General features: G+C 71.2%; 14 protein-coding genes. All 14 read right to left on the bottom strand.

All coding sequences use genetic code 11. The features are described from left to right. Positions 1 to 3 precede the first annotated feature (3 nt). The gene (locus ACYVAQ_RS17880) at positions 4 to 621 is read right to left on the bottom strand and encodes a MazG nucleotide pyrophosphohydrolase domain-containing protein (RefSeq protein WP_460791796.1); all 618 of its coding nucleotides are present in this window, start codon (positions 619 to 621) and stop codon (positions 4 to 6) included. After that, positions 618 to 1,250: a hypothetical protein gene (locus ACYVAQ_RS17875; RefSeq protein WP_460791795.1), complete on the bottom strand. Its 633-nt coding sequence runs from the start codon at positions 1,248 to 1,250 to the stop codon at positions 618 to 620. The genes ACYVAQ_RS17880 and ACYVAQ_RS17875 overlap by 4 nt, the downstream gene beginning before the upstream one ends. 22 nt (positions 1,251 to 1,272) lie before the next feature. After that, positions 1,273 to 4,830: a transcription-repair coupling factor gene (mfd, locus tag ACYVAQ_RS17870; protein WP_460791794.1), complete on the bottom strand. Its 3,558-nt coding sequence runs from the start codon at positions 4,828 to 4,830 to the stop codon at positions 1,273 to 1,275. A 27-nt stretch (positions 4,831 to 4,857) separates the two neighbouring features. Further along, complete coding sequence (locus tag ACYVAQ_RS17865) at positions 4,858 to 6,207, bottom strand: serpin family protein (protein WP_460791793.1); 1,350 nt, start codon at positions 6,205 to 6,207, stop codon at positions 4,858 to 4,860. A 43-nt stretch (positions 6,208 to 6,250) separates the two neighbouring features. After that, a complete protein-coding gene (locus ACYVAQ_RS17860) occupies positions 6,251 to 6,718 on the bottom strand; it encodes a DUF3817 domain-containing protein (RefSeq protein ID WP_460791792.1) in 468 nt (155 codons plus the stop codon). A gap of 39 nt (positions 6,719 to 6,757) precedes the next feature. Next, the gene (locus ACYVAQ_RS17855; RefSeq protein WP_460791791.1) at positions 6,758 to 7,450 is read right to left on the bottom strand and encodes a lytic transglycosylase domain-containing protein; all 693 of its coding nucleotides are present in this window, start codon (positions 7,448 to 7,450) and stop codon (positions 6,758 to 6,760) included. Between the two features lie 3 nt (positions 7,451 to 7,453). Further along, positions 7,454 to 8,272: a phosphate ABC transporter ATP-binding protein gene (locus tag ACYVAQ_RS17850; RefSeq protein ID WP_460791866.1), complete on the bottom strand. Its 819-nt coding sequence runs from the start codon at positions 8,270 to 8,272 to the stop codon at positions 7,454 to 7,456. A 253-nt stretch (positions 8,273 to 8,525) separates the two neighbouring features. Then, the gene (locus ACYVAQ_RS17845; protein WP_460791790.1) at positions 8,526 to 10,163 is read right to left on the bottom strand and encodes a substrate-binding domain-containing protein; all 1,638 of its coding nucleotides are present in this window, start codon (positions 10,161 to 10,163) and stop codon (positions 8,526 to 8,528) included. A 76-nt stretch (positions 10,164 to 10,239) separates the two neighbouring features. Continuing rightward, entirely contained in the window at positions 10,240 to 11,181 is a 942-nt protein-coding gene (locus ACYVAQ_RS17840; protein ID WP_460791789.1) for a class E sortase, read from the bottom strand. Then, positions 11,178 to 13,847 (bottom strand): hypothetical protein, encoded by a 2,670-nt coding sequence (locus tag ACYVAQ_RS17835; RefSeq protein ID WP_460791788.1) that lies wholly within the window; start codon positions 13,845 to 13,847, stop codon positions 11,178 to 11,180. The genes ACYVAQ_RS17840 and ACYVAQ_RS17835 overlap by 4 nt, the downstream gene beginning before the upstream one ends. Continuing rightward, a complete protein-coding gene (locus ACYVAQ_RS17830; RefSeq protein WP_460791787.1) occupies positions 13,847 to 15,472 on the bottom strand; it encodes a phosphate ABC transporter substrate-binding protein PstS in 1,626 nt (541 codons plus the stop codon). The genes ACYVAQ_RS17835 and ACYVAQ_RS17830 overlap by 1 nt, the downstream gene beginning before the upstream one ends. Beyond that, positions 15,472 to 16,773: a phosphate ABC transporter permease PstA gene (pstA, locus tag ACYVAQ_RS17825; RefSeq protein ID WP_460791785.1), complete on the bottom strand. Its 1,302-nt coding sequence runs from the start codon at positions 16,771 to 16,773 to the stop codon at positions 15,472 to 15,474. Before pstA ends, ACYVAQ_RS17830 begins: the two co-directional genes overlap by 1 nt. Next, positions 16,770 to 17,693 carry a phosphate ABC transporter permease subunit PstC gene (gene pstC, locus ACYVAQ_RS17820; RefSeq protein ID WP_460791783.1) on the bottom strand — a complete coding sequence of 308 codons (924 nt, stop codon included), beginning with the start codon at positions 17,691 to 17,693 and terminating at the stop codon, positions 16,770 to 16,772. Before pstC ends, pstA begins: the two co-directional genes overlap by 4 nt. Positions 17,694 to 17,960: 267 nt before the next feature. Next, positions 17,961 to 19,598 carry a serine/threonine-protein kinase gene (locus tag ACYVAQ_RS17815; RefSeq protein ID WP_460791782.1) on the bottom strand — a complete coding sequence of 546 codons (1,638 nt, stop codon included), beginning with the start codon at positions 19,596 to 19,598 and terminating at the stop codon, positions 17,961 to 17,963. Positions 19,599 to 19,629: the final 31 nt, after the last annotated feature.

Genomic DNA, 19,629 nt, shown 5'->3' with positions numbered 1-19,629 from the left:
GGCCTACAGGCGGGACCTGACGGCCTCGCGCAGGGCCTGCTCCGGGTCGACCCCGGCCTCGCGGGCCTCGGCCACCAGCGCGAGCAGGCGCTCGCCGAGGTCGGCGGAGCCGGGGTCGGTCGCTGCCGGGCGGCCGGCGTCGGCGAGCCGGCCGAGCAGCTTGTCGGCGTACAGGAGCGCGGGGAGGGTGGGCGGGATGCCCTCCTCCGGGCGCTCCCGGCCCTTCTCGGTCGCCTTGATCCGCTGCCACTGGGCGTCGATCTCGTCGGGCGACAGGGCGGTCGAGCCGGGCGCCGCTCCGAAGACGTGCGGGTTGCGGCGGATCATCTTCTCGGTGATCCCCCGCGCCACCTCGTCGAGGTCGAAGACCCCCGCCTCCTCGGCGATGACGGCGTGGAAGACGACCTGGAGGAGCAGGTCGCCGAGCTCCTCGCGCAGGTGGTCCCACGACTCGGCACCGTCGCCGCGGTCGAGCGCCTCAATGGCCTCCAGCAGCTCGTGGGTCTCCTCGAGCAGATAACGGGCCAGCGACCGGTGGGTCTGCTCCTGCTTCCACGCGCACTCGGCCCGGAGCCGGCGCATCACGGCGACGAACTCGGCGAGCGCGTCGCCCTCGCTCACTGCGCCGTGGACCCGATCACCGGGCGCCGGCCGCACAGCTGGCTCTCGGGCAGGGCGGCGAGCTGGGCCGCGGTCGGCTGCTGCGCCTGACCCGCGACCGCGTCGCTGCTGACCGGCACCGACAGCTGGTGGTCGGTCGCGACCAGGCCGTCGCGGGTGACGCCCATGTCGAAGCGCGGGTTGATGACGATGTGGAAGTCGGCCGGGTCGAGCTTGAGCCCGCCGGCGAGCTTGTTGATCGCGGTGGCCTGGGCCTGGTCGTCGATCAGGTCCTGCAGCGCGGCCCGCTGGTCGGCCGTCATCTGGTCGAGGCCCGGGACGCCGGAGAGGTCCTGGGTGGTGCGGGCGCCGGGGAGGTCGTGCTGGGCGGCGTACTGGATGAACGCCTGGGAGGTGACCCACGCGCCGATCTCCTGGGCGGCCGCGATGCCGCGCGTGGTCGCCTGCCCCTGCGGCGCGTTGGCGGTCGCGATGCAGACCGCGTCGACCAGGTCGTCGAGCGAGCTCAGCGACAGGCTGCTGCCGTCGACCTGGGCCGCGACGCCGGGGTGCGGTGCGTCGTTGCTGCCACACCCGGAGAGCGCCAGGAGGGCGGCCGGGACGGCGACGAGGAGAGGGGTACGACGCACGCTGACTCCTTCAGGGCTTCTGCTACTCGCGCGGGTCGATCACAGCATCGATGACCAGCCGAGCCCATTCAAGCAGTGCGACGCCCTCGATCGGCTTGCCCAGCTGTCCCGGCGTGCCGGGGCGTGGCACCAGGATCGCCTCGACCTGGTTCTTGACGATCGACTTCGGGTAGAGCCGCTGCAGCCGGACCACCCTGCTCTCGGGCAGCACGACAGGCGCGAACCGGATGTTCTTGCCCACGGTCGTGATCTCGGTGAGCCCGGCCTGGCGGGCGCGGGCCCGGAAGCGCGCGACGAGCTGAAGGGCGACGACGGGCTCGGGCGGCTCGCCGTACCGGTCCTGGAGCTCCTCGGCGATCGCGTCGACGTCCTCGTCGGAGCGGACCTCCGCGAGCCGCTTGTACATCTCGAGGCGGAGCCGCTCGCTGGGGATGTAGTCGTGCGGCAGGTGGGCCTCGACGGGCAGCTCGATGCGGACCTCGTCGAGGACCTCCGGCGCGCCGCCGTCGCTGCGGAAGTCGCGCACGGCCTCGCCGACGAGGCGGACGTAGAGGTCGAAGCCGACATCGGCGATGTGGCCGGACTGCTCCCCGCCGAGCAGGTTGCCGGCGCCCCGGATCTCGAGGTCCTTCATGGCGATCGCCATGCCACCGCCGAGGTCGGAGTGCTGGGCGAGCGTCGCGAGCCGCTCGTGCGCGGTCTCGGTGAGCGGCTTCTCGGTCGGGTAGAGGAAGTAGGCGTAGGCACGCTCGCGGGACCGGCCCACGCGACCACGAAGCTGGTGCAGCTGGGAGAGGCCGAGGGTGTCGGCCCGCTCGATGATCATCGTGTTGGCGTTGGAGACGTCGAGGCCGGACTCGACGAGGGTGGTGCAGACCAGGACGTCGAAGCGCTTCTCCCAGAAGTCCAGCATCACCTGTTCGAGCTGCTTCTCCCCCATCTGGCCGTGGGCGGTGGCGACTCGCGCCTCGGGCACCAGCTCGCGCAGCTTGGCCGCGGCCTTCTCGATCGAGTTCACCCGGTTGTGGATGTAGAAGACCTGGCCGTCGCGAAGCAGCTCGCGGCGGATCGCGGCGATGACCTGGCGGTCCTCGTAGCCACCGACGTACGTCAGGACCGGGTGGCGCTCCTCGGGCGGCGTGGTGATCGTGGACATCTCGCGGATGCCGGTGATCGCCATCTCCAGGGTCCGCGGGATCGGGGTCGCGGACATCGAGAGGACGTCGACGGAGGTGCGGAGCCGCTTCATCTGCTCCTTGTGCTCCACGCCGAAGCGCTGCTCCTCGTCGACGATGATCAGGCCGAGGTCCTTGAACTTCACGTCCGGGCCGAGCAGGCGGTGGGTGCCGACGACGACGTCGACGGTGCCGTCGGCCATCCCGGCCATGATCTCCTTGGCCTCCTTGTCGGTCTGGAACCTGGAGAGCCCCTTGAGGACGACCGGGAAGCCGCTCATCCGCTCCATGAACGTGGAGAGGTGCTGGGTCACCAGCAGCGTCGTCGGCACCAGCACCGCGACCTGCTTGCCGTCCTGGACCGCCTTGAACGCGGCCCGCACCGCGATCTCGGTCTTGCCGTAGCCGACGTCGCCGCAGATCAGCCGGTCCATCGGCACGACCCGCTCCATGTCCTGTTTCACTTCGTCCACGGTCGTCAGCTGGTCGGGCGTCTCGTGGAACGGGAAGGCGTCCTCGAGCTCGCGCTGCCACGGGCTGTCGTGGCCGAACGCGTGGCCCTGGGTGGCCTGCCGGGCGGCGTACAGCTTGATCAGCTCGGCCGCGATCTCGCGGACCGCCTTGCGCGCCTTGTTCTTGCGCTTGGTCCAGTCGGCGCCGCCGAGCCGGTCGAGGGACGGCTGCTCGCCGCCGACGTACCGCGTCACCTGGTCGAGGGCGTCGGCCGGCACGTAGAGCCGGTCCGGCGGGGCGCCGCGCTTGGAGGCGCCGTACTCCAGCACCAGGTAGTCGCGGGTCGCGCCGTGCACGACGCGCTGCTTCATCTCGACGAAGCGGCCGACGCCGTGCTGCTCGTGCACGACGTAGTCGCCGGCCTTCAGCTCCAGCGGGTCGATCTGCTTCTTGCGCCGGGTCGGCATGGCGCCCTTGTCGCGCGTCGACGCCTTCGCGCCGACGATGTCCTCGCCGGTGACGATGACGAGGCGCTGCCCCTCGTCGACCAGTCCGTGCGCGAGGCCGCCGCAGGTGACGGTGACGACCTTCGGGTTGACGTCGGCGCCGGTCGGGAGGTCCTCGACCAGGCGGGCGGGGAGGTCCCGCTCCCCCAGCGCCTCGACCATGCGCTGCGCCGGGCCGTGGCCCTGGTGCATGACGACCACGGTCCAGCCGTCCGCGTGCCAGGTCGCGATGTCGGCGAGGGCCTTGTCCACGTCGCCGTGGTAGGTGGGTGCGGCCTGGAGGCGTCGTACCTGATCGTTTGGCCCCTTTTCGGGCGATTCAGGGGCCAAACCATCAGGTACGACGGCGTCCGCGTCCAGCCCGAAGGGGCTCAGCGTCCACCAGGACTCCCCGAGGTCGAGGGCGTGCGTGCGGACGTCGCCGAGCTCGCGGTACGACGCGGCCTGCAGGTCGATCGGGGCCTGGCCACCGCTGGCGGCGGCCGCCCAGGACGCACCCAGGAACTCCTCGGAGGTGGCGACCAGGTCGTGGGCGCGGGCCCGGGCGCGCTCGGGGTCGAGCACCAGCACCTGGGCGTCGGACGGCAGCAGGTCGACGAGCAGCTCGAGCTCGTCGACGAGCACCGGGATGAGGGCCTCCATGCCCTCGACCGCGATGCCCTGGGCGAGCTTGTCGGTGATCTCGAGGAGCTCCGGGTGCTCGCGGCCGAGCGCGGCGGCCCGTTCCCGCACCTCCGGTGTCAGCAGCAGCTCGCGGCAGGGCGGCGCCCAGAGCCGGTCGAGCTTGTCGATGGTGCGCTGGTCGGCGACCGCGAACGAGCGGATCTCCTCGACCTCGTCGCCCCAGAACTCCACGCGCACCGGGTGGTCCTCGGTCGGCGGGAAGACGTCGACGATGCCGCCGCGCACCGCGAACTCGCCGCGCTTCTCCACCAGGTCGACCCGGGAGTAGGCGGCGGCCACCAGGCCCTCGACGACCTGCTCGATCTCGGCGGTGGCGCCGGTGGTCAGCTCGACGGGGTCGAGGTCGCCGAGGCCCTTGACCTGCGGCTGGAGCAGCGAGCGGACCGGAGCCACCACGACGCTGAGCGGGCCGGTGGCCGCGTCGGTCCCGGGGTGCCGGAGCCGCCGCAGGACGGCCAGCCGGCGACCGACCGTGTCCGAGCGCGGGGACAGCCGCTCGTGCGGGAGCGTCTCCCAGCTCGGGTAGTAGGCGACGGTCGCCGGGTCGAGCAGGTCGCCCAGCTCGGCGGTCAGCTGCTCGGCCTCGCGGGTGGTCGCGGTGACGGCGAGCACGGTCCGACCGGTGCGGGCGAGGCCCGCCACGAGGAACGGTCGGAGCGGGGTGGGACCCGTCAGGTCCTCGGTGCGTACGCCGGTCTGGGCGAGTGCCGCCGCGAGGGCCGGATCGGCGAGGACGAGATCAGCGAGACCGGCGAGCGACACGTTGAGTCAGTCTAGGCGGCGGCGCCCTCAGCTGGTCGGGTCGGTCACCCGGCCGAGGAACAGCGGGATCCCGTGCGCGGTGTCGTGCAGGACGAACAGGAACGGGCGGTCGGCGACGAAGGTCTCGGGGTCGAGCCGGCCCGCCGTCGTCCCCATCACCACGGCGGTCGCCGCGGCGGCCTCGGTGCCGTCCTCGTCGACCTTGATGTAGCCCTGGTGCAGGACCGCGTCGATGAGGAGGCGCTCCTGGGTCGTCATCCCGGAGAAGTCCGCCGCGTCGGTGAACGCCTGCTTCACGCCGAGCCCCTGCAGCGCCGCCTCGAGCGACACCGTGGTGCGCGCGGTCCAGCGCGGGAGGGTCAGGTCGAGGGTCGTGTCGCGGCCAGCGGCGAGGGCCGCCGTGAGCCCTCCGGACGCCAGCGCCGCCTCGACCTCGTCGAAGCGGTCGGCGACGGGGAGCACGACGGTCATCGCGAGGGCGCCGCCGGCGTACGGGATGCGCGCGGCCTGCCACCCCGAGCCGCTGACCAGGTGCACCTCGACGTCGGACTGGGTCATCATCGGCGACCGCACGGTGCTGCCGTCGGCGCGGTGGAAGTCGCCGGGGCGGGTCAGGCTCCTCTCGAACGGCTTCTCCCACGGCACGGTCAGCGACACCGCGTTGACGAGCGTCAGCCGGTCGTCGCGGGTCAGGACGCCGTGCGGGATCAGCTGCGTGATCCGCTGGTCGGTGCGGTCGGCGACCCAGGCGCTGATCAGGTCCGCGACCTTGTCGGGGTCCGAGCGGTAGTCGACGGTCCGCATGCCGGCGCCGTAGTCACGCGCGAGGACCTCCAGGAACGCCTTCTGCCACGCCTCGCCCTGCTGCCCGAACAGCGCGTCGGCGGTGGTGAGTCCGATCGTGGCCTTGCTCCCGTCGGCCCGCTTCACGGGTCCGGCCAGCCCGTCGACGTACGCCGTCAGGGTGTTCATGCTGTCGTGCCAGCGGTCGCCGAGCGTGTCGGCCCCGAGCGCCGACGCGAGCTGGGTGGCGGTCGTCCCGCGCGCTCCGGCGAGCGTCATCGACAGCGCGATCGCGACGGAGTACGGCGAGATCACCAGGTTGCCCGGCCCGGCGGCCGCGCCCCGGATCGCCTTGAGCACCGCGTCGTACAGACCGGCGGCGAAGCCCTCCAGGCTGGTCACGGCCGGCGCGAGCAGCGCCGGGTCGCCGGCCGCCCGCTGCACGTCCGCGGACACCAGCCGGATCCCGCCCTCCGACGAAGTGTCCACCGTCGTCGGCTTCGGGTTGCTGCCGCACGCCTCCATCAGTCCTCCCGCCGAGGCCAGCAGCAGGCCGAGGCCGCCTGCCCGGATCAGGTCGCGTCGTCCCATCATGACCGGTACGACGCGACCGGCCCGGATCCGGTTCCCGGAAGAGTCAGGAGGACGCGGGCGGGCCAACGGCCAGCGCGACGCCGGTCAGGACCACCACCGCGACCCCCGCGACCGCGAGGCCGCGCAGCGGCTTGTCCAGCACCCAGCGCACCACACGCTCAGGGAGCGAGAGGCCCTCGGCAGCGGCACCGCGCAGCCGCCAGGTCCCGCCGATCCAGCCGTTGCGCACGGCCACCACCTCGACGGCGTACGTCGCGAACGGCGGGATCGCCGCCGCCAGCGCGAGCAGGCCGCGGCGGGCCGACCACCGCTGGTCGACCCAGACGGTGACGGTCGCGACGACGTAGGAGATGAAGACGACGCCGTGGATCATCCCGAAGACGCGGACACCGACCTGGGTGTCGGCCGGGCCGTACTTGAGGAACATGCCGAACAGCAGCAGCGCCCACGTGATCGCCTCGGCGATCGCGACGCGGCGGAAGACGGAGACGGGGCGGGACAGGAAGCTCACGTGGGTCGAGGGTACGGAACCAGTCCCAACGACGCCGACTCAGCGGGTGCGCTGGTCGTACGCGATCGCGGCCGCGTCGACCTGGTTCACGTAGTCCTGGGAGTGGTTGTAGGAGAAGATCGCCTGCGCCCAGCCCGAGGAGTTGGCAAGGTCGTACCCGTCCGCGCAGAGGTAGGCGGCGGTCGCCACGGCCGCGTCGAAGATGTCGTTCGGGTCCGCGCTGCCGTCGCCGTCGCCGTCGGTCGCGTAGCGCGCCCACGTGTCCGGGATGAACTGCATCGGTCCGTAGGCGCGGTCCAGCCCGCCGGACAACGCCGGCCCGGTGATCGGCGCGGAGGAGTAGCCGGTCGGCAGCAGGGTGCGGCCGCCGATGGTGCCGTGCTGGGACTCCACCCAGCCGATGCCGGCCAGCGTGGTCCAACCGATCGCGCAGCCCGGATCGGCCCGGCCCTCCGCGAGCACGGCGCGACCGTAGGCACGAACCGCGGTCGCGGGGATGCCTGCGCGCGCGGCGGTGCGGGCCACCCATGCTGGGTCTACGTCCTCGACCCCGGCCGCCGGTGCGGCGGCCTGCGGAGCTGCGGCGCTCGGTACGACGGCGTACACCGGCGGGGTGGTGCTGATCAGCCGGTGGGTCGTGGGCGCCGGATCCGTGACGAGCGACCACACGGTGGGAACGGCGAGCAGGGCCGCCCCGAGCAGGACGGCCCCGCCACGTGCGAGGGACGACATCGCTCAGCCGAAGCGACCGTTGACGTAGTCGTAGGTGCGGCTGTCCTGCGGGGACTGGAACATCGCCTCGGTGTCGCCGTGCTCGACGATGACGCCAGGCGTCCCCTGCGACGCGAGGAAGAACGCGCACTGGTCGGAGACGCGAGCGGCCTGTTGCATGTTGTGGGTAACGATCACGATGGTCACCTCCTCCTTCAGCTCCAGCATGGTCTCCTCGATGACGCGTGTCGACGTCGGGTCCAGTGCGGAGCACGGCTCGTCCATGAGCAGCACCCGCGGCCGGATCGCCAGCGAGCGCGCGATGCACAGCCGCTGCTGCTGACCCCCGGAGAGACCGCCACCGGGTGCGTCGAGGCGGTCCTTGACCTCCTTCCAGAGGCCACCCTTCTCCAGGCAGGACTGGACCAGGTCGTCCTTCGTCGCACGCGAGGCCTTGGTCCCGGTCAGCTTGAGGCCGGCCAGGACGTTCTCGCGGATCGACATCGCCGGGAACGGGTTGGGCTTCTGGAAGACCATGCCGATGGCGCGGCGCGCGTCGATGAGGCGCTTCTGGCGGTCGTAGATGTCCTGGCCGTCGAGCAGCACCTCACCCGCGAGCTGGGCGGACGGCACCAGCTCGTGCATGCGGTTGAGGATGCGCAGGAAGGTGGACTTGCCGCAGCCGGACGGGCCGATCAGCGCGGTGATCTGGCCGGCGGGCATCGTCAGCGAGACACGGTCGAGGACCTTGTGGCTGCCGAACCAGGCCGTGATGTCACGCGCCTCGAGCTCGGCGAGAGGGGCCAACCGCTCCTCGCCGTACGCCGACGGGGCGGGCAGCATGGCGCTGGACAGTCCCGCCGCTGCCGGCTGGACCTCGTGGTCCGGGACGAGGGGCGGGTGACCTCCCGGGGCGGGGCCGTCGACGGCAGGGATCACCTGCGTGTCGTCGATCGCGGGGACGTCGGTGCTGGTCGGCGGAACGCTGGTCATGAGCTCTCAATCATCTGAGCGGGTCGGGCGGGCCGGAGGAGGTCCGGCCCGCCCTTCCCGCGGGGGTCTCAGGCGCCCGAGCGCCCGAAGGGGTGGTGCAGGGTCACTTCTGGGTGACGGTGAACTTCAGCGACGACGCGAGGCCGTACGCGTTGCCCGCCCAGCTGGCGACCAGGGTGTGCTTGCCCTTGGGCATCTTGATCAGCGTCAGGGTGACCTTGCCGGTGGTGGCGCTGAGCGTGCCGCTGCCGACGACCTTGGTCCCCATCTTGACGACGACCTTGCCCGTGGGGACGGTGGCCGAGCCGACCAGGTCGACGGTGACGACGCCCTTGGCCCGCGCGCCGACCTTGGTCGCCAGCGGGAAGGTCTCGGTGATCTTCGACGCGGCCTTGGTGACGACGCTCTTCGAGGCCGAGGAGTCGGTGAAGAGGGTGTCGGCGTTGTGGGTGTACGTCGCCGTGTACGAGTGCGCACCCGGCGCGTTGGTGACGACCTGGCTGACCTGACCGCCGATGAGGTTCAGGCCGCTGGCGACCACGGTCGAGCCCGACATGATGTCGACCTTGCCGGTGGGGGTGCCCGAGCCGCTGGTGACGTTGACCTCGAGGGTGGCCTTGCCGGCGGTCGTGCTGGTGCCGGTCACCGTGGTGGTCGTGGCGACCGGGGTCGGCGCGACGTTCGCGGTGAAGTTGGTCGAGGCCGTCTGCGACGCGAGACCGCAGTCACCGGGGGTGGCGGCGTCCGGGCGGGCCATCTGCTCGAAGCCGGCCTTCTTGATCAGGTCGTAGGCCGGGTCGGAGCAGAGGAAGCCGTTCGGGCCGAACATCGCCAGGATGGCCGGGTTGCTGGCGTCCGCGCCGCGCACGACGTCGTACAGCGCGCGCTTGGCGCTCCAGCCGCCGGTGGCCTTGTCGGTGTTCTCGATGTGGATCGGGCTGCCCGGCAGGATCGAGGCGCGGCCGACGGAGAACGGCGCGATGGCGTTCGGGTTGCCCTCGATCGGCGTCGGGTCGTGCTCCTGGACGGTCTGGACCGACGCCGAGTAGGTGATGGCCGTGTTGTTGTTGGCCGCCTTGAGCTGGGCGTCGAAGAAGCCGGCGGTGCCGGAGTTGGCCTGCGGCCGCATCGGGACGATCGTCGCCGTCGAGCCCGCGGCGTTGCCGGGGATCTGGTTCCAGGTCGTGTAGGTGCCGTTGTAGATGTTGACCAGGTCGTTGATGGTCAGGTTCGCCGGCGCGTTGCTGGTGTTCGCGACCGCCACACCGAGGGTGTCGATGGCGAACGGGAACTGCTGGAGGCCGTTGCTGGCGTCGGTCGCGCTCATCGAGGACGAGGCGCGGGCGAAGTCGATGTTGCTGTTGCCGGTGGGGCCGAGGAGCGCGCGACCCGCGCCCGAGCCGTTCGGCCGGGTGATGCTGGTGCCGTCGGGCAGCGGGATGGTGTCGGACGCGGTCGGCGCGACCTCGGCGCCGGTGGTGGCGTCCTTGACCGTCGCGGAGTAGGTGAAGACCCGTGCCGACGGGTTGGTGGAGTCGTAGGCGTCAGCAACCAGCTTGATCGCGTGCTGGATCGTGTCCGAACCCACGCCGATCAGGTCGCCGGCGACAGGGGTGAAGCCGGTGGTGTCGTCGGGGTCGACGGTGTAACCGGTGTTGGCACTCGCAGGACCGATCAGGCCCAGCGTGGTTGCGGCGAGAGTCGCAGCGAGGACTCCCCCCAACGTGGCGCGCTTGAACATCACATTCCTCATCTCTCGGGTTTCGTCGTGTTCGACGTCTGTGGGTGGTGCGGTTGGTGCGGTGGAGCGCGGGCGGTCAGATCAGGTTGGGCAGCAGGCGCATGACCGTGTCGGTCGTCAGCCAGCTCAGCGCCGCGAGCGGTGCGATCGCCACGACCCACACCAGCCCGAGCGACCAGCGCTGCCGGGCGGCGATGATCGCCACGACCAGACCGACCAGGAGCGCCAGCCACAGCGTCAGCAGCGGCAGGGCCTCCGTGCCGGCCTTCATCGCCTCCTCCGACGACGGCACGCTCGGCGAGTAGCCACCGGGCGAGCCGAAGCCCTTCGCGGCCTCCGCGTCGACGTACAGCGTCGAGCCGCGGGTCAGGCCCCCGAGAAAGCCATGACCGATGGAGGTCGCGAGCGTCAGGCGGGCAGCGCCGGGCGCCGCCGGCTGCGGCAGCGGGTCGCCCTCACGGCGGAGGTCGATCACGTGGAACGTGATCCGGCCCTGCCCCATGGTCACGTCGATGCGATCGCCCACGCGGAGCTCGGCGAGGCGGCGGAACGGTCCGCCGTACGTCGTCGCGCGTCCGTAGATCTGGGAGTAGCCCACCTGGCCCGGGAGGACCGTGTCGCGCTTGTGGCCCGGTCCTGCCATCAGGTCCCCCGACGAGGTGCCCTCGACAACGACCTCGTGCACGCCGATCGGGGCGATGTCGAGCAGCGCCACCGGCGTTCCCGGCTCGGTTCCCGGTCCGACCGGCGCGGTCGCGCCGGCGAGGTCGGAGCGGAGCTGACCGAACAGCAGCGACTGCTGACGGGCGTGGGAGATCGCGCCGAAGAACATCAGGTGCACGACGAGCCACAGGCACAGCACGGCGACCACGGTCAGCGTCGTGTGCCAGACGACGGCGCCACCCTGCAGCGGGGGACGCGGCGTACGTGCCGGCTTCTCGGCGGCTCGGCGCTTGCCCGCGTTGCTCGTGTCCGCGCCGCCGGTCGGGGCCGGCGGAGGCGTGTGTACGGCGGTCACGACAGCGAGCTCCGTCGGGTCCCCATGAACCAGCTCACGACCGAGCCGACCGAGGCCAGGAGGCCCAGGACCAACAGCGTGGGCAGCATCATGTAGCCGATGTCCGAGCTGGCCGCCTGCGTGGCGGCGGTGGTGACCGGGGCGGTCGGACCGCCGGACGGCGAGGCGCCGCTCGGCGAGGCGGCGGCCGATGGCGCCCCACCCGACGCGGCGGCGGGCGCGGAGACCGGACCGGACGGCACGCTGGTCGTGCCACCCGTGCCGCTGCCCGACCCGGTGGGCGAGGCGGTGGGGTCCGCCTGGGCGGCGATCTGACGGGCGGCGACCTGGGCGGCGGAGAACAGCTTGGCGGTGACGCCCTTCTTGGTCAGCGGGAGGTAGCCCGCCGGCAGCTGGCCGTTGCCGCGTCCCGGGTGCTGACCCTCGGTGGTCGCGATCCGGATGAACGAGGCGACCGTGTCGGCCTGCTTCTGCGCCAGGTTGTGGGTCTTCGCCGCCGTGTAGACGATCTGGGTGAAGGGGTAGGCGGTCCCCTTCTTCACGACGTCCTTCACGTCCATCGAGAACGGCCCCTGGGGTGCCCCGGTGGGCTCCTTGGCCACCTTGACCGCGGCCGACAGGCTGGCGCTGGTCGGGGCGACGTAGTGACCGCTCGTCGTCTGGATGGCGGCGGTCCGCAGGCCGAAGCGAGCAGCGTCGCCGAGGCTGACGATGCCCATCATGAAGCGCGAACCGAAGCTCTGCCGGTCCACCCGGCCGAGCTGGTAGGTGTTCGCGACGCCGGTGCCGTCGCAGCGGGTGGAGACCAGCGGCCACCCGGACAGGAGCGCGTCGGAGATCTGCCGCAGCGTGCTGACCGGGGCCGCGACCTGGTTGAGGTAGACCGCCGGGTTCGCCTGGTGGCAGTCGTCCTGGAACGCCGGCTCGAAATCGTCGAGCAGCGGCCAGTTGTCGGTCGGCAGCTTGAACTTGGCCTTGCCCTGGGGCCCGTACGCGGGGTTGACGACCATGCCCCACGGGTCCGGCTTGCCGGCCAGGAACTCCGAGGCCTGCTTGTCCTGGGCGAGGTACTCGGTCAGGGTCTCGATGAGGTCCGACGGGATCGACAGGGACATCAGCGTCGCCGCGGCCTCGCGGTCGGTGTGGTCCAGGCCCGGGTTCAGCTGCTCGAACTCGGGGTCGTTCACGATGCTGACCGGGTTGTCCTGCATGCCGGGGTGATCGGTGCCCGAGCGGCCGTTGTAGCTCTCGGTCAGCAGCTTGGCGATGAGCCGCGCGTTCATCCTGAGGTTCTTGTACTCGCCGCCGTTGTTCGGCTTGTCGATCACGTAGCCGATGCCGAAGCCGGTGATCGCCGTCGGGGCGTACGCCACCGGGTCGGATACCGCGGGGTGCTCGTTGGACACGAACGCGGCAGGGGCCTGGTTCGTCTGCATGTTCATCCACGCGGTGCCTTCCGGCATCGCGTTGTGCTGGAACTTGAAGCGCTTCTTGTTCAGGCAGTACGCCGGCGCCCACTGCAGCGCCGCCTGCGACATGATGTCGGACCCGACGAAGCTGACCGGCGGCCGCGGGTCGAGCAGGTCGCAGACGTTCGGCGGGAGCCCGAACTTGATCGGGACCGAGATGCGGTTGTTCCAGTTCGACGGCGACCACCACCACGCGGCGGTCACGGCCGTGTCGGTGCCGGGGCACGCCGAACCGCCGTACACGCTGCCGGGCGGGCACTTGCCGTACTGCTTCTGGCAGCTGCCCGCCGCCTCCGGCACCGCGGACGTCGAGGCGGACTGGCAGGAGATGCCGGTGATCGGGATGACTTCGATCGTGCAGGCGGTGTGGCTGTCGCAGCCGAGCGAGGCGTTGTCGTCGGCCGAGCGGACCTCGAAGTCCGCAGCGCCGTTGCCGTTCTCGTCGGTGAAGGCCGCGACCTCGGCGGGGGGCAGGGCCGAGTCGACGGCCGCCTCGGGCGGCATCGTGGCCGCGCTGCAGGCGCTGTAGACCTTGCCGCTCCTCGCGATGAAGGGCGTGAGGTGGACGTTGCTGCCGTCCGGCACGTACGCCTGGACACCGGCGGTGCCCGGGTCGGTGTCCTTCGTGCACGCGGCCGGGAGCGAGGGGTGGATGTCGCGCTGCGCGGCGGTCGCCTGGTCGTCGGCGGCCCACATCGCGCCGTACGGGTTGCTGCCCGGCAGGATCGCCGACCGCTGGTTCCAGGTGGAGGTGAAGCAGGTCGACGGGGTGACCGTCCGCACGGTGCCGCGGCACTGCAGGAGCACCATCGGGTACTCCTGGTTCATGCCGTTGGCACCGAACGGGTCGGCGGCGCGGCCCGCGCTGGGACGCGCGCCCGACCAGGTGATGTGCACCCGCTCGCGGCCGCGCAGCTCAGTCGTGTTGTCGACGTGCACGTGCACGTCGTACGACGGGGCGAAGATGGGCTGCTTCGTGCCGCTGCTGTCGACCAGGTAGCGGTTGACGACCTTGGAGCCGCTGAAGCTCGAGCTCGAGCTGCTCCGCAGCAAGGGGTCACGGTCTGCTGACAGCGCGGACGAGGCGACACGGGTGGAGTGGGCCGACGCCGACACCGTGGATCCGGGAAGGAGCAGGGCCAGCGAGAACGCGAGCGCTGCGAACAGGGCGGAGCCCACCGACACGCGACGATGCATCACTGCTGTCCCCCGGGACGGCGCCGCAGGTAGGAGACGAAGAAGCCGGGCACGAGCACGAGTGCGAGCAGCTCGATGACGGCCAGCACGCCGAACGGTCGGCCGTCACCCGCGCGGGCGGAGACGAGCGTCGGGTTGGCGTAGACCGCGCCGGTGGAGCCGGTCGCGGTGGTGCCGGTGCCGCCGGCCGACACGACCTGGCCGGTCTCCGGGTCCACGGTGCCGCCACCGGCCGCGGCGGGGCCGGAGCCGCCGGTGCTGCCCGTCGTACCGGTCCCGCTGCCGGCGGTGCTGCCGCTACCGCCCGCGGCCGCGCTCGGCGTGGTCGGGTTCGTCCCGGTGGCGTCGCCGCACGGTCCCTGGCCGACCTTGTCGCAGCTCGCGGGCTGCGGAGCGATGTCGGCGAGCTTGTTGTGCGCCAGGTTGTGACCGTCGAAGGTCGGGTTGTTGCACCTCGTCGGGTCGTTGGCGTTCAGGGTGACGGCGGGGTCCGCCTGCTTCAGCCGCGCGATCTGCTTGAACCCGGCCTGCACGAGGTTGAGCGGAAGCGGCGAGTAGCCGTACTGACCGGCCGATCCCTGACCCTCGCACAGCGAGTAGTCGAGGAAGTCCGCCAGCGTCTGCCGCTTCGCCGTGTTCATGTGCGGGTCCTGCGCGTCCGTGCCGATCGGCAGGATCATGTAGGAGTACGACGAGATGGGGTACGCCCGCGGGTCCGGGTTGCTGTAGACGCCGGTCAGGTCCTGGGTGAGGTACAGCGGGTTGCTGATCGGGAGGGTGTCGCGGATCTTGGCCTTGGTCAGCGCGACGGCGGTGTTGTACTGGTTCGGCTCCACGAAGTAGCCGGCCTTGTTGAGGACCTTGACGACCGGGTAGTTGGCGTTGACCGGGTAGGAGTACTCGACGTACCCGATCGTGCCGTTGCCGGCGAAGCTCTTGATGGTGTTCATGACCTGGTCCGAGCCACCGGCGGCGAGCTGGCGGCCCTGGCGGGGGTAGATCGAGGTCAGGCCGGCGTGGCCGTTGTACGGACGCCAGATCGACGGGTACTGGTTGTCCAGCCAGGCGGTGAACTGCGCGGTCGTCCCAGAGCCGTCGGAGCGGACCACCGGGGTGATCGGCAGCGACGGGAACTTGCGACCGTTGTTGTCCTTGGTGATCTCCGGGTCGTCCCAGTTGGTGATCTTGTTGGTGAAGATCTTCGCGATCGTCTCGCCCGAGAGGCGCAGGTTGTTGACCTGGGTGTTGCCGATCTTGAGCTGGTAGGTGAACGCCGTGCCACCGGCCACGATCGGCAGGTAGGCGTACGGGCGGTTCGACCGGTCGGCCTGCCCGGTGTTGGGGTCGGTCCCCTGGTACGGGATCTCCGAGATCGCGAAGTCGACCGTGTCGTTCGCGAAGTCCTTGCGGCCCTTGGACGAGCCGCCGCCGGTGTAGACGACCTGCATGCCGGCCGCGTTCACGTGCGAGATCCAGACGCTGACGATGTTCTGCGACCAGGTCGAGCCGGTGCCCTGGATGGTCACGTACGCGGTCGCGTCGGCAGGTCCGACCATGCCACCGGTCATCGCCAGGGCGAGCAGGGCTGCGGCGGCAGCAGAGGCGGTACGGCGAAGGCGGCGCATCAGGACGAGCTCCCAGGAATGACGACCTCGGTCTGAGGCACAGGCGGGTTGGCGGACGGGCGGGCGTCGGGCGCGGGCGTGCGACCCCGACGGATCCGGAACAGGTGGGTGATCCGCCTGACCAACGGAGTCTTGGAATTGCTCCGCGGGCGGGCGATCAAACGTGCGGTGACGAACAGGAGAAGAACCAGCGCCATCAGGGCGCACGCGGCACCGAAGGCCCGGGCGATCGAGTTCGGCTCACCGCTGCGGACGTTGGTGTAGATGAACAGCGGCAGCGAGTTCATCGGAGATCCGACCGGATTCGTCACGAGGAACTGCGCGGCGCCGGAGGTGAGCAGCACCGGGCTGGTCTCCCCCACCCCGCGGGCGACCCCGAGGATCACCGCGGTGGCCAGGCCGGGCCGGGCCGTCGGCAGCACGACGTGCCAGACGGTCTTCCACCGGCTCGCGCCGAGCGCGAGGCTGGCCTCGCGCAGGTTGCCGGGGACCACCCGCAGCACCACGTCGGACGCGCGGGCGATGATCGGCAGCATCATCACCGCGATCGCGAAGCCGGCGCAGAGCCCCGAGCGCGGCAGGCCGAGGGTCAGGATCGCGACGGAGTAGACGAACAGGCCGGCGACGATGGACGGCAGGGCGGTCATCGCCTCCACCACGGTCCGGACGATCTTGGCGAAGCGGCCGCCGACCTCGGTCATGAACACCGCGGTGCCGATGCCCAGGGGCAGGGTGATCACCAGGCCGATGCCGAGCTGGATGCACGAGCCGACGATGGCGTGCAGGATGCCGCCGTCGGTGTACGGCGCCTTGGGCTCGACCGCCGACATGTCCTGGGAGTAGAAGTTCCAGTGCACCGCCGGGCGCCAGCCGCGCACGAACACGAAGACCACGGTCGAGACGAGCGCGACGCCGACGATGATGGCGCCGACGTGCACCAGCACCCCGCCGATCCGGTCACGGACCTCGACGAAGGTGCCGGTCATCGACGTCAGCAGGCCGGTCATCACGACGCCGGTCACCACCAGCACCAGCAGGAACCAGACGAGACCGCTCATCGGCAGGAACCGCTGCGTGATCAGCCAGGTGAGGCCGAGCGCGGCGAGCCACGCCCCGCCGCGGACGAAGATCTCGTCCGCGTTCGGCGCGCTCAGCGCTGGCCGCGGCACGGCCGGCGGAGCATCGACATCCCTGGTCGGAACGTACGTCGTGGGCCCGCTGGCCTGCTCGGGCACCGTGGTGCGGGGCACCTCGCGGTCCCCGTTGCCCGCGAACGCGGTGTCGGCGGTCGTGGTGCTCATGCGTCGGCGTCCGATCCGGAGCGGCTCCGGTTGACGATGACCGCGGCGCCGGTGTTGACGACGAGGGTGATCAGGAACAGCACGAAGCCCGCCGCGAGGAGTGCCGAGATCTGGGCGGAGCTGGCGTCGCCGAACTGGACCGCGATCAGCGCACTCACCGAGTTGGCGCCGACCTCGAGGATGTTGGGCTTGATCTCGAACGCGGGCGAGATGATCAGGACCACCGCGATCGTCTCGCCGAGCGCGCGGCCGAGGCCGAGCATGGTGCCGCCGATGATGCCGCCGCGACCGAACGGGATCACCACGTTCGTGATCACGCCCAGCTTGGTGGCGCCGAGGGCCAGGGCGGCCTCGCGCTCGCCGGGCGGCGTCTGCGAGAACACCTGCCGCATCACGGCGCAGGCCATCGGGAGGACCATCATCGCGACGGCGATGCCGGCACAGAAGGCGCTGCCGATGTAGCGGCTGGCGTCCCACACGGGGCTGTTCGGGTCGGTGTCTCGGATCTGGAAGAGGGGGATCCAGCCGAAGTGCTTCTGCAGCCACCAGGAGAACGCGGCGGCGTGCGGCATCATCAGGAAGAAGCCCCACAGGCCGTACACGATCGACGGGATCGCCGCCATGAGGTCGACGGCGGAGACCAGGACGGCCTTGATCCGCGCGGGGGCGTACTCGCTGATGTAGAGCGCGGTGAGCAGCGACAGCGGGAAGGCGAAGAACATCGCGACCGCCGCGATCTCGATGGTGCCGACGACGACGCCGGCGATGCCGATCACGTCGGACTCCGGGTCCCACTGCTGCTCGGTGAGGAAGTGCAGCCCGTAGTGGTGCAGGGTCGGGACCGCCTGCCAGGCGAGGAACACGCCCACGCCACCGGTGATGACGAGGACGGAGGCGCCGACGATGCGCGCGACGTTCACGAAGATCGCGTCGGCACCGGTGGCCCTGCGGCTCAGCCGGCGAGGTGTGGCTTCGGGCGCAGCAGCATTGCGAAACGGGAGGGTCGTCACCATAGATCCAGGTCCGGGGCCCCCCGAAGGGCCGTGGCATGCCGCGGTTTGCGACGCCAGAAGGGTGAACTGATCACCCGACCGTTCGGGGTGACGCCGGTAAACGGACGGCAAACCGGGGCCGTGCAGTGATGGTCGGATTTCTCGCCGGAAACCGCGACGCCGGTGAACTGTCGGTTAACCCACCGGGTGGACCGTGCCCATCACGTTGCCGATCAGGTTCTGCAGCCCGCTCCAGTCGACGTAGCGACCGGCGACCGAGACCTCCAGGCCGACCAGGCCCGACGGCACCGTCATCCACTGGAAGAAGTTGTAGCGCTTGTGGTGGTAGCCGTCGACGTAGGTGAACCACAGCCCGTCGTTGGGCCGGTCACGGAGGAAGTGCAGGTCGAACCCGTTGCCGCTGGTCACCACCGAGCGCATGGCCGCCATCTGCTCGGCCCGCTTCTGGGCCTGGGTCTTCGTCGGGTCGAGCGCCTCGAAGCGCAAGGTGTAACCGCCGAGCTTGGGCGCGTCCGGCGGACGCCACCGCACCTCGGTCTGGTTGTCGATCTGCTTGCCGGTGAGCGAATCACCGGTGACGACGTTGGTCGCCGTCCATCCCTTCGGGACCTCGTAGCTCCAGCTCGTCGAGCCGTCCTTCGAGACGACCGTGTGGCGCTCCGTCAGCGCGACGCCGAGGCCCAAGGGCGGGAAGGTCACGTCCGGGGAGATGACGACCGGAGGCGTCGTGGACGTCGCGCCGGAGGTCGGCACCGCTCCGCCGGCCGTGCCCTTGCCCTGGTTGGCGATCAGCGCGTAGCCGCCGCCGGCGACGGCAGCGACGACGACCAAGCAGGCGGCGAGGATCCACGGGACCCGGCGGCGGCGACGGCCGGACTCCTCCGGTGCCGGAGCCACAGGGGCCGCGGGAGGGACCGGGCTCTCCAGCGAGGTGCGCTGCAGGTAGACGGTGTCGGCGTTCGCGGACCGCGGTGCCTCGTAGAGGAAGGCGTACTCCGAGCTCGCCGCCTCGTTGCGCGCGGCCCTCAGCGCACCCACGAAGGTCGGCACGTCACGCCAGCGCTGCTCGGGGTCGTGCGCGAGGGCGCGCAGCAGCACGTCGTTGTACGCCGCGAGCTCGGGGCGGATCTCGGAGGGCGGCACCGGCCGCTGCGCGGTGCCGAGGTCGGCGATGCCGCCGCTGCGGGCGATCCGGCCGGTCATCAGGTGGTAGGCGACGGCGCCGAGCGCGTGCACGTCGGCCCGGCGGTCGATGCCGAGGCCGATGGCCTGCTCGGGTGCCATGTACGCCGGTGTGCCGACCACCTGGGTCAGTCCGCTCGCGTGCAGCATCGCCTTCGCGACGCCGAGGTCGGCGACCAGGACCTCTTCGGTGTCGTCGTCGCCGGAGCGCAGCAGCAGGTTCTGCGGCTTGAGGTCGCGGTGGATGATGCCGCGCTGGTGCAGGACGTGCACCCCGATGCCGGCCTGCGCGATCAGGTCCACGGCCCGGTCCGCGGAGATCGCTCCCTCGTCGGTCAACGTCGCGAGCGAGCCGCGGTCGGCGTACGACATCACGAAGTAGGGGGTCTGGTCCGCCTCGCCGATGTCGTAGACCCGCACCACGTGGTCGGAGTCGGCGCGGCGCAGCATGCGCGCCTCCTCCAGGAACCGCTCCCGTACGTCGGCGCGCGCGGCCCAGTTGTCGGCGAGCGCCTTGACCGCCACGGGCGAGTCGAGGTCGTCGTCGTGGTAGAGCCACACCGTGGCGAATCCGCCGGCGCCGATCCGGTCGACGCGGCGCAGCCGGCCGAGCCGTTCCGGGAGAGTCACCTGGGTATTGTGGCGCACATATTCGGCACGC

The sequence above is a fragment of the Nocardioides maradonensis genome, assembly GCF_054777115.1.
The sequence above is the reverse complement of the archived record's forward strand: the minus strand, read 5'-3'. Positions and strand labels throughout refer to the sequence as shown.